The sequence below is a fragment of the Streptomyces sp. NPDC001493 genome (assembly GCF_053597235.1).
The window spans coordinates 18,224-27,547 of record NZ_JBSFHV010000049.1 but is presented as its reverse complement, the minus strand read 5'-3'; the positions used below and the strand labels follow the sequence as shown (position 1 = coordinate 27,547).

The following is a 9,324-nucleotide window of genomic DNA, read 5'->3' as shown; positions in this document are numbered from 1 at the left end:
CTCGGCGTCGACCAGGTGACCAAGCTCGTCGACGACCACACCAGCGGACGCATCCTCGGCTTCATCGGGGAACCCCGCGTCAACGTCCTCCAGCTGAACGTCGCGCTGAAGGAACTCGTCAACGCCGGCTGACGCCGTCGGCGCGTGCTCCGGGGCCCGGCGGAGCCCCGGAGCCGCCGCGTGTCCCGCCCGTCCCTCCTCCCCGGGGGACGGGCGGGACACGCGGCTCACGTGGTCCAGGCACGGATCGGGGGCCGGGACACGCGGTGCGAAGCATCAGGGTTGCGTCAATACGCGCACCCTGCGCAACCACCATCCGAAATGCCCGGATCTCCGGGAGTAGCGTCGTCAGTGGCTGCCGCACGGGCCGCAGCCCGCACAAGAGAAGACAATGGGGCCATGGCACGCGGCAAGCTTCGTATCTACCTGGGGGCGGCACCCGGCGTCGGCAAGACCTACGCCATGCTCTCGGAGGCCCACCGGCGCATCGAGCGGGGGACCGACTGCGTCGTCGCCTTCGTCGAGCACCACGACCGGCCCCGTACCGAGGTGATGCTGCACGGCCTCGAACAGATCCGGCGCCGTGAGATCGAGTACCGCTCGGCGGTCTTCACCGAGATGGACGTGGACGCCGTACTGGAACGGGCCCCCCAGGTCGCCCTCGTGGACGAACTCGCCCACACCAACGTTCCCGGCGCCCGCAACGCCAAACGGTGGCAGGACGTCGAGGAACTCCTCCAGGCCGGCATCGACGTCGTCTCGACCGTCAACATCCAGCACCTCGAGTCGCTCGGTGACGTGGTCGAGTCGATAACCGGCGTCCGGCAGCGCGAGACCGTCCCCGACGAGGTGGTCCGCCGCGCCGACCAGATCGAACTGGTCGACATGTCGCCCCAGGCGCTGCGCCGCCGCATGGCCCACGGCAACATCTACAAGCCCGACAAGCTCGACGCGGCCCTCTCCAACTACTTCCGCCCCGGCAACCTCACCGCCCTGCGCGAGCTGGCCCTGCTCTGGGTCGCCGACCGGGTGGACGAGTACCTCCAGCAGTACCGGGGCGAGCACAACATCAGCTCCACCTGGCAGGCCCGCGAGCGCATCGTCGTCGGACTCACCGGCGGACCCGAGGGCCGCACCCTCATACGCCGCGCCTCCCGGATGGCCGCCAAGGGCTCCGGCAGCGAGATCCTCGCCGTCTACATCGCCCGCAGCGACGGCCTCACCTCGGCCTCGCCCAAGGAGCTCACCGTCCAGCGGACCCTGGTCGAAGACCTGGGCGGCACCTTCCACCACGTCATCGGCGACGACATCCCCGCCGCCCTCCTCGCCTTCGCGCGCGGGGTCAACGCCACCCAGATCGTCCTCGGCTCCAGCCGCCGCAAGACCTGGCAGTACATCTACGGCCCCGGCGTCGGCGCGACCGTCGCCCGCGAGTCCGGGACCGACCTCGACGTCCACATCGTCACCCACGACGAGGTGGCCAAGGGCAGAGGACTGCCCATCGCCCGGGGCGCCCGGCTCGGCCGCGCCCGGATCATCTGGGGCTGGCTCGTCGGCGTCGGCGGTCCCGCCCTCCTCTCCGTACTGCTGCGGAGCATGGAGGACGGCCCGGGGCTCGCCAACGACGTCCTGCTCTTCCTCTTCCTGACCGTGGCCGCCGCCCTGCTCGGCGGCCTGCTCCCGGCGCTCGCCTCCGCCGCCGCCGGGTCCCTGCTGCTGAACTACTGGTTCACCCCACCGACCCACACCCTCACCGTGCAGGACCCGGAGAACATCGTCGCCATCGTGATCTTCTTCGCGGTGGCGGTGTCGGTCGCCTCCGTGGTGGACCTGGCGGCGAGACGTACCCACCAGGCGGCACGGCTGCGCGCCGAGTCGGAGATCCTCTCCTTCCTGGCCGGCAGCGTGCTGCGCGGTGAGACGACCCTCGACGCCCTGCTGGAACGGGTCCGCGAGACCTTCGCCATGGAGTCCGTCGCCCTGCTGGAGCGGCAGAACGACGTCGAACCGTGGACCTGCGCCGGTTCGGTCGGGCCCAGCCCGGTGACCCGGCCCGACGACGCCGACGTGGACATGCCGGTCGGTGACCACATGGCGCTCGCGCTCTCCGGCCGGGTCCTGCCCGCCGAGGACCGCCGGGTGCTCGGCGCGTTCGCGGCCCAGGCGGCCGTCGTACTGGACCGCCAGCGCCTGGTCGGCGAGGCCGAGAAGGCCCGCAGGCTCGCCGAGGGCAACCGCATCAGGACCGCCCTGCTGGCCGCCGTCAGCCACGACCTGCGCACCCCGCTCGCCGCCATCAAGGCCGCCGTCAGCTCGCTGCGCTCCGACGACGTCGCCTGGTCCGAGGACGACGAGGCCGAACTCCTCGAAGGTATAGAGAACGGCGCCGACCGCCTGGACCACCTGGTCGGCAACCTCCTCGACATGTCGCGCCTCCAGACCGGGACCGTCACCCCGCTGATCCGCGAGATCGACCTCGACGAGGTGGTCCCGATGGCGCTCGGAGGCGTACCCGAGGGGAGCGTCGAGCTCGACATCCCGGAGACCCTGCCGATGGTCGCCGTCGACCCGGGTCTGCTGGAACGGGCCGTGGCCAACATCGTCGAGAACGCCGTCAAGTACAGTCCGGACGGCACGCCCGTCACCGTGGCCGCCAGCACGCTGGGGGACCGCGTCGAGCTCCGGGTCTCCGACCGGGGCCCCGGCGTCCCCGACGAGGGCAAGCGGCGGATCTTCGAGCCCTTCCAGCGGTACGGCGACGCCCCGCGCGGCGCCGGGGTCGGCCTCGGCCTCGCGGTGGCCCGGGGATTCGCCGAGTCGATGGGCGGCACCCTCGACGCCGAGGACACCCCCGGCGGCGGCATGACCATGGTGCTCACGCTCAAGACGGCGGCCGACCACGTACCCGCCAGCCCGGACCTGTCCCCGCAGGTCACCTCGTGACGGCTGAGGTGTGCGGGACGGCTGAGGCGGCCGTCACGTCCCCGACATCCGCGTGCAGCAGACTTTCTTTTCCCTACAGCAGCAGAAAGGCAGGACCGCGATGACCCGGGTGCTTGTGGTCGACGACGAGCCGCAGATCGTACGCGCCCTCGTGATCAACCTGAAGGCGCGGAAGTACGAGGTCGACGCCGCACCCGACGGGGCCACCGCCCTCCAGCTCGCCGCCGCCCGCCATCCCGACGTGGTGGTGCTGGACCTCGGCCTGCCCGACATGGACGGCGTCGAGGTCATCAGGGGGCTCCGGGGCTGGACCCGGGTGCCGATCCTGGTGCTCTCCGCCCGGCACACCTCGGACGAGAAGGTGGAGGCGCTGGACGCGGGCGCCGACGACTACGTGACCAAGCCCTTCGGCATGGACGAGCTGCTGGCCCGGCTGCGGGCCTCGGTCCGCCGGGCCGAGCCGGTCGGCCAGGACGGTGCCGACGACGTGGTGATCGTCGAGACCGAGGGCTTCACCGTCGACCTGGCCGCCAAGAAGGTCCACCGCGGCGGCCGTGACGTCCGCCTCACCCCCACCGAGTGGCACCTGCTGGAGGTCCTGGTCCGCAACAGCGGCCGGCTCGTCAGCCAGAAGCAGCTCCTCCAGGAGGTCTGGGGCCCCTCCTACGGCACCGAGACGAACTATCTGCGCGTCTACATGGCCCAGCTCCGGCGCAAGCTGGAGGCGGACCCCTCGCACCCCCGGCACTTCGTCACCGAGCCGGGCATGGGCTACCGCTTCGAGCGCGGCTGAGCCCGTGGTACGCGGTCGCAGCGCGGTCGTACACCCCAGGCCATGCACTCGTTCGAGTGAAATTTCCGGAGCCCGCGAGTAGCTCGCGGGACCGGTACTCTTCGGGTATGAGTGCTGTTCCTCGATTCGACAAGGCCGGGAAGGCGGAGCGGTCCACCGGACGCTTCCGGCGCATGCTCGACCGCCTCTCCAGCTCCCAGGAGGACCTGGAGTCCGAGGAGCTCCAGGAGGACGCGCACGCGTCGGGGTGCACCCGCATCTCCGAGTGCTCGGACCGCCAGATCGTCAAGGTGGCTGGTACGTTGCGGACCGTCACCCTGCGACCGCGTGCCGGAGTGCCCGCCCTGGAGGCGGAGCTCTTCGACGGCACAGCGCCGCTGGACGTGGTCTGGCTCGGCCGTCGCTCCATCGTCGGCATCGAGCCCGGCCGCCGGCTCATCGTCTCGGGCCGCGTCGCCGTGAGCCACGGGCGCCGGGTGCTGTTCAACCCCACATACGAATTGCGACCGCTCGGCAAGGAGTAGCCGGTGACGTCTGACGACAAGCCGACGCACGACGGGGACCGTACCCCGCACACGGACCAGCAGGACGCGGCGAACAAGGCGGTCACCGAGGCCGCCCTCTTCGAGGCGTTCGGAGGGGTCCGGGGAATGGTGGAGACCGTCCTGCCCGGACTGCTCTTCGTCACCATCTTCACCGTCAACAAGAACCTGCACGTCTCGGCCATCGCAGCGCTGGCGGTCTCGCTGCTGCTCGTGGTCGTGCGGCTGGTCCGCAAGGACACGGTCAAGCACGCCTTCAGCGGCGTCTTCGGCGTGGCCTTCGGTGTGGTCTTCGCGATGATCACGGGCAACGCCAAGGACTTCTACCTCCCGGGCATGCTCTACACGCTCGGCCTGGCGCTGGCCTACCTGATCACCACCCTCGCGGGAGTCCCGCTGATCGGGCTGATCCTCGGCCCGGTCTTCAAGGAGAACCTCTCCTGGCGGACCAGGAACCCCGGCCGCAAGCGCGCCTACGCCAAGGCCAGCTACGCCTGGGGTCTCATCCTGCTCGCCAAGTGCGCGATCCTCTTCCCGCTCTACTGGTGGGCCGACACCACGCAGCTCGGCTGGGTGCTGATCGGACTGAAGATCCCGCCGTTCCTGCTCGCGGTGTACCTCACCTGGGTCTTCCTGGCCAAGGCGCCGGCCCCGATCGACGTCTTCGCCGAGATGGAGGCCGCCGAGCAGGCGGAGAAGGACCGCGAGGCCGAGCGCGCGGCCGAACGGGCCGGCGAGGCGGAGGCCGAGAAGGCCCGGGGCGCGGAGACCGCGGCGGCGCGGAACTACGACGTCTGACGGACTCGGGACTCGGTCCTCGGAAGTGCCGACGGCGGCAGGCGCATGACGCGCCTGCCGCCGTCGGCGTTCCGGGAGTCCTCAGGCGTTCCGTCGGAGTTCAGGGGGCCCTCAGGCGTCGCCCATGACCAGACCCTCGATGGTGTGCTTCTGGGTCACGGGCACCAGCACGTCGACGACCGCGCAGTCGAGGTGGCGCCGGACCCGCTCGGGCAGGCTCTCCCAGTACGGCCGGGTCGCGGCGGTGTCGTGCCGCTCGCCGTTCGATGCCTCCGGGCCGTCGACGCCGAGGACCAGCACGGGGCGCGGTTTCGCCGAGTGGTTCGTGGTGCCGCGGTGGACGGTCAGCGCGCTGCGGGCCGAGATGTCGCCGCGCTTCGGGTACTTGCGTACGGCTCGTTCCTCGTAGCGCGGGTAGTGGGGCCGGGGCGGGAACATGCCGTGGCCGAACTCCGGGCCGTCGTCCCACTGGGTGCCCGGGGCTATCTCGAAGGGGCCCATGTCCTCCTCGGTGTCGACGGCCGTCACGTTGAAGGCGAGGGAGGTCAGCCGCCGCTCGGCCCGGGTCTCCTCCGGCATGGGGAAGTCCCGGTGCCACGGCTGGTCGACCGCCCCGGCGAGCGGTACGTCGAAGCCCAGCTCGACGATCCGGTAGTCGGGGCCGAGCACGGCCTCGCACACGGAACGCACCCACGGGTGCTCGACGAGGTCGACGAAGCCGCGCAGCTGCTCGGGGTGGATCTCCACGTAGTAGCGGTGCGGGCCGCGCCCGACCGCGCCGCCGGGCCGCCCGAGCGCCTCCTCGAAGGCCACCTCGATGTCCTCGCGGAGCCGGTCGGTCCACTCCGGGGTGAACGCTCCCTTCCGCGCGGTGATGCCGTCCGTGTACAGGGCCTCCACGTCCGGTGACACGTCGACGTCGAGGCCGGCCGTCGCGGTGCGGGGGTGGGCGTGCCGGGTCATGGGTGCCTCCTGGTGGTCGTACGGGGTGCGCCGGTGGACTGTCCGGCAGTTTTACATCGTTGATTGCAACGTGGCAACAGGGGTGGAGGTGTGCCACGATGTCGGGGTGAGCAGCAGCCTGAAGGACGTGGCCCTCCGCGCCGGCGTCTCCCCGCGCACGGTGTCGAACGTGGTCAACGGCTCCGCGCCGGTCGCGGAGCAGACCCGCCTGCGGGTGCAGCAGGCGATCGACGAGCTGGGGTACCGGCCCAACCTCGCGGCGCGCAGCCTGCGGGCCGGCCGTACGGGCATCATCGGCCTCGCCATCCCGGAGCTGCACTCGCCCTACTTCGCCGAGCTCGCCGGCCTGCTGGTGGAGGAGGCCCAACGGCGGTCGTGGACCGTGATCATCGACCAGACCCTGGGCGACGCCGAGGCCGAGCGGCGCCTGCTGACCGGGGACGGGGGCCGGGTGATGGACGGACTCGTCATCAGCCCCTGGGCGCTGGAAGCCCGGGACCTCACGGCCACCGCCCGCGCGCTGCCCGTCGTCCTGCTCGGCGAGCGGAGCCCCGGCGGACTGGCGGACCGGGTCGCGGTCGACAACGTCGCCGCCGCGGACGAGGCCACCACCCACCTGCTGGAGCGTGGCCGTCGCCGCGTCGCCGCCATCGGCCTCCAGCCGCACCTGGAGAACGGCACGGCCCAGCAGCGGGCGGCGGGATACCGCAGGGCGCTGCGGCGGGCCGGGATCGAGCCCCGTCCCGCATGGGAGCGCCCGGTGACCGCGCTGCACCGGAGCGACGGGGCCCGGGCCATGGCGGAACTGCTCGACGGAGGCGATGGGGGCGCGGGGGGCGCCGTACCGGACGCGGTGTTCGCGTTCAGCGACGAGCTGGCCCTGGGCGCCCTGCACACGGCGCACGCGCGGGGCGTACGGGTACCGGAGGACCTGGCGATCGTGGGGTTCGACGACATCGAGGACGGCCGGTTCAGCCACCCGGGCCTCACCACCGTCTCGCCGGACAAGCGCCAGATCGCCGCGCGGGCCCTGCAGTGCCTCGCCGACCGCATCTACAGCCCCCGCAACGAGCTGCCCGCCTCCGACCTGACGATCCCGCACCGGCTGGTCGTCCGCGGCAGCACCGGCGGCCCCGGGGCGCACGCACGCTGACGGGAGCCGGTGCGCGCGGGGGCCTCGCGCCCTCGTGCCCCCTCGCGCCCGGGGTACGCAAGGGGCCCGGACCGTACGGAAAAGGGCCGGGACCGAGTGCGTACCACTCGGTCCCGGCCCTCAGCCGGTGCGGCTACCGCTGCCGCTGCCTCGGCTCAGTCCTCGGCCGGTACCCCTCGGCGTACCGACAGCAGGTCTTCGAGCTGCTCCTCGCGGGCCTGCGCGGCCACGAACAGCAGCTCGTCACCGGCCTCCAGCGTCTCCTCGGGGCTCGGGGTCAGCACCCGCGTACCCCGGATGATGGTGACCAGGGAGGTGTCCTCGGGCCACTCCACCGCGCCCACCTGCGTACCGGCCACGGCCGACTCCGGGGGCAGGGTCAGCTCGACCAGGTTGGCGTCGCCGTGGCTGAAGCGCAGCAGCCGGACCAGGTCGCCGACGCTCACCGCCTCTTCCACCAGCGCCGACATCAGACGCGGCGTGGAGACCGCGACGTCGACGCCCCAGGACTCGTTGAAGAGCCACTCGTTCTTGGGGTTGTTGACGCGGGCCACGACCCTCGGCACCCCGTACTCCGTCTTCGCGAGCAGCGAGACGACCAGGTTGACCTTGTCGTCACCGGTCGCCGCGATCACGACGTTGCAGCGCTGGAGCGCGGCCTCGTCGAGCGAGGTGATCTCGCAGGCGTCCGCGAGGAGCCACTCGGCCATGGGGACCCGCTCCACCGAGATGGCGGTGGGGGCCTTGTCGACGAGCAGGACCTCGTGCCCGTTCTCCAGCAGCTCGGCCGCGATGGAACGGCCCACCGCGCCGGCGCCGGCAATCGCCACGCGCATCAGTGACCGCCTTCCTCGGGGCCCTCGGCGAAGGCCGCCTCGACCTTCGCGACCTCGTCCGTACGCATCATCACGTGGACCAGGTCACCCTCCTGCAGCACCGTCTGGGACGTGGGCAGGACCGCTTCGCCCAGTCGGGTGAGGAAAGCCACACGCACCCCCGTCTCCTCCTGGAGCGTGCTGATCTTGTGACCGATCCACGCCGCCGAGGTGTGCACCTCCGCGAGCTGCACACCGCCGCTCGGGTCGCGCCACAGCGGCTCGGCGCCGGACGGCAGCAGCCGCCGCAGCATCTGGTCCGCCGTCCAGCGGACCGTGGCCACGGTGGGGATGCCGAGACGCTGGTAGACCTCCGCGCGGCGGGGGTCGTAGATGCGGGCCGCGACGTTCTCGATGCTGAACATCTCGCGGGCCACCCGGGCGGCGATGATGTTCGAGTTGTCGCCGCTGCTGACGGCGGCGAAGGCGCCGGCTTCCTCGATACCCGCCTCGCGGAGGGTGTCCTGGTCGAAGCCGACTCCGGTGACACGGCGGCCACCGAACCCGGAACCGAGGCGTCGGAACGCCGTGGGGTCCTGATCGATCACGGCGACCGTGTGCCCCTGCTGTTCCAGGGTCTGCGCGAGAGCGGCTCCGACTCGCCCGCAGCCCATGATGACGATATGCACCCTGTGCCTACCTCGCAGTCCTGGTCGTCCGGCTGACCTGCGAAAACACTGTGCTCACAACTCTCTCTCGGCTTACCGGGCAAAGAAACGGGGCAACCACGTCCGTCGTTGCCCGGAGATGAGCTTAAGCGGCATCCCCGTGCCCGCTTCACCCGAGTGTGCGTTCGGCCGGACGCCTGAGGGCCGCCCCGCGATCCCTGGTGGGTGCGCGACGACAGCTACGGCACCTCGCCGCGTTGTCGGAGCGTCCGGATACATCCAGTATGCGGACGCTCCGACGCCTTGCGATGCATCGGCCGCCGCGCACTGATCCACCACGGATCACGGGACAGCCCTCGGGCAAAGGCGGAGCGCGCACCGGTGCAAGACGAGCGAAAGCGGCGGCAAAGACGGAGTAAAGAGAGAGGGGGACGGGTGGGCGGAGGGGGTCCGGAGCGCGGTGTGCGGGAAAAAGCCCGGCGGAGACGGGTGGAACGGTCACGAATGAGTGACCGAAAGAGGTTATGTGGACGCGCTGCGTCACATCGGCTGGAGAAAGCGCAAGGATTTCGTTAAGGATTTTGCGAACTTTTCCGCTGATCGCAGGAGATTGGGGTGTCACGCGGTAGCGGGGGGCGACGGGCCTCCG

9 protein-coding genes are annotated in these 9,324 nt (G+C 71.3%); 6 read left to right on the top strand and 3 right to left on the bottom strand.

Annotated elements, in window-relative coordinates:
* The 5 genes from ACWCWD_RS36475 to ACWCWD_RS36455 all read left to right on the top strand — a co-directional run.
* The coding region (locus ACWCWD_RS36475; protein WP_450779862.1) for a potassium-transporting ATPase subunit C at window positions 1-132 on the top strand (132 nt) is incomplete at its 5' end.
* Between the two features lie 267 nt (window positions 133-399).
* Window positions 400-2,943, top strand: a complete 2,544-nt coding sequence (locus ACWCWD_RS36470) for an ATP-binding protein (RefSeq protein WP_450779857.1) — start codon at window positions 400-402, stop codon at window positions 2,941-2,943.
* 100 nt (window positions 2,944-3,043) lie between these two features.
* Window positions 3,044-3,736: a response regulator gene (locus ACWCWD_RS36465; protein ID WP_450779855.1), complete on the top strand. Its 693-nt coding sequence runs from the start codon at window positions 3,044-3,046 to the stop codon at window positions 3,734-3,736.
* 173 nt (window positions 3,737-3,909) lie between these two features.
* A complete protein-coding gene (locus tag ACWCWD_RS36460) occupies window positions 3,910-4,260 on the top strand; it encodes an OB-fold nucleic acid binding domain-containing protein (RefSeq protein ID WP_390958401.1) in 351 nt (116 codons plus the stop codon).
* A 3-nt stretch (window positions 4,261-4,263) separates the two neighbouring features.
* On the top strand, window positions 4,264-5,076 hold the full coding sequence (locus ACWCWD_RS36455; RefSeq protein WP_450779853.1) for a DUF3159 domain-containing protein: 813 nt from the start codon (window positions 4,264-4,266) through the stop codon (window positions 5,074-5,076).
* Between the two features lie 111 nt (window positions 5,077-5,187).
* Here the strand turns inward: ACWCWD_RS36455 and ACWCWD_RS36450 are convergent, their stop codons facing one another.
* Window positions 5,188-6,039 carry a phytanoyl-CoA dioxygenase family protein gene (locus tag ACWCWD_RS36450; protein ID WP_450779851.1) on the bottom strand — a complete coding sequence of 284 codons (852 nt, stop codon included), beginning with the start codon at window positions 6,037-6,039 and terminating at the stop codon, window positions 5,188-5,190.
* A gap of 106 nt (window positions 6,040-6,145) precedes the next feature.
* Between ACWCWD_RS36450 and ACWCWD_RS36445 the strand changes: the two genes are divergently transcribed.
* Window positions 6,146-7,192 carry a LacI family DNA-binding transcriptional regulator gene (locus ACWCWD_RS36445; RefSeq protein ID WP_450779849.1) on the top strand — a complete coding sequence of 349 codons (1,047 nt, stop codon included), beginning with the start codon at window positions 6,146-6,148 and terminating at the stop codon, window positions 7,190-7,192.
* Between the two features lie 155 nt (window positions 7,193-7,347).
* Here the strand turns inward: ACWCWD_RS36445 and ACWCWD_RS36440 are convergent, their stop codons facing one another.
* The gene (locus tag ACWCWD_RS36440; protein ID WP_450779847.1) at window positions 7,348-8,028 is read right to left on the bottom strand and encodes a potassium channel family protein; all 681 of its coding nucleotides are present in this window, start codon (window positions 8,026-8,028) and stop codon (window positions 7,348-7,350) included.
* Window positions 8,028-8,696 (bottom strand): potassium channel family protein, encoded by a 669-nt coding sequence (locus tag ACWCWD_RS36435; protein ID WP_450779845.1) that lies wholly within the window; start codon window positions 8,694-8,696, stop codon window positions 8,028-8,030. Before ACWCWD_RS36435 ends, ACWCWD_RS36440 begins: the two co-directional genes overlap by 1 nt.
* Window positions 8,697-9,324 lie beyond the last annotated feature (628 nt).

What these genes read in the sequence shown, in the direction of transcription:
- ACWCWD_RS36470 (WP_450779857.1), top strand. Translation starts at nt 400, where the DNA reads ATGGCACGCGGCAAGCTTCGTATCTACCTGGGGGCGGCACCCGGCGTC.
- ACWCWD_RS36465 (WP_450779855.1), top strand. Translation starts at nt 3,044, where the DNA reads ATGACCCGGGTGCTTGTGGTCGACGACGAGCCGCAGATCGTACGCGCC.
- ACWCWD_RS36460 (WP_390958401.1), top strand. Translation starts at nt 3,910, where the DNA reads ATGCTCGACCGCCTCTCCAGCTCCCAGGAGGACCTGGAGTCCGAGGAG.
- ACWCWD_RS36450 (WP_450779851.1), bottom strand. Translation starts at nt 6,039, where the DNA reads ATGACCCGGCACGCCCACCCCCGCACCGCGACGGCCGGCCTCGACGTC.
- ACWCWD_RS36440 (WP_450779847.1), bottom strand. Translation starts at nt 8,028, where the DNA reads ATGCGCGTGGCGATTGCCGGCGCCGGCGCGGTGGGCCGTTCCATCGCG.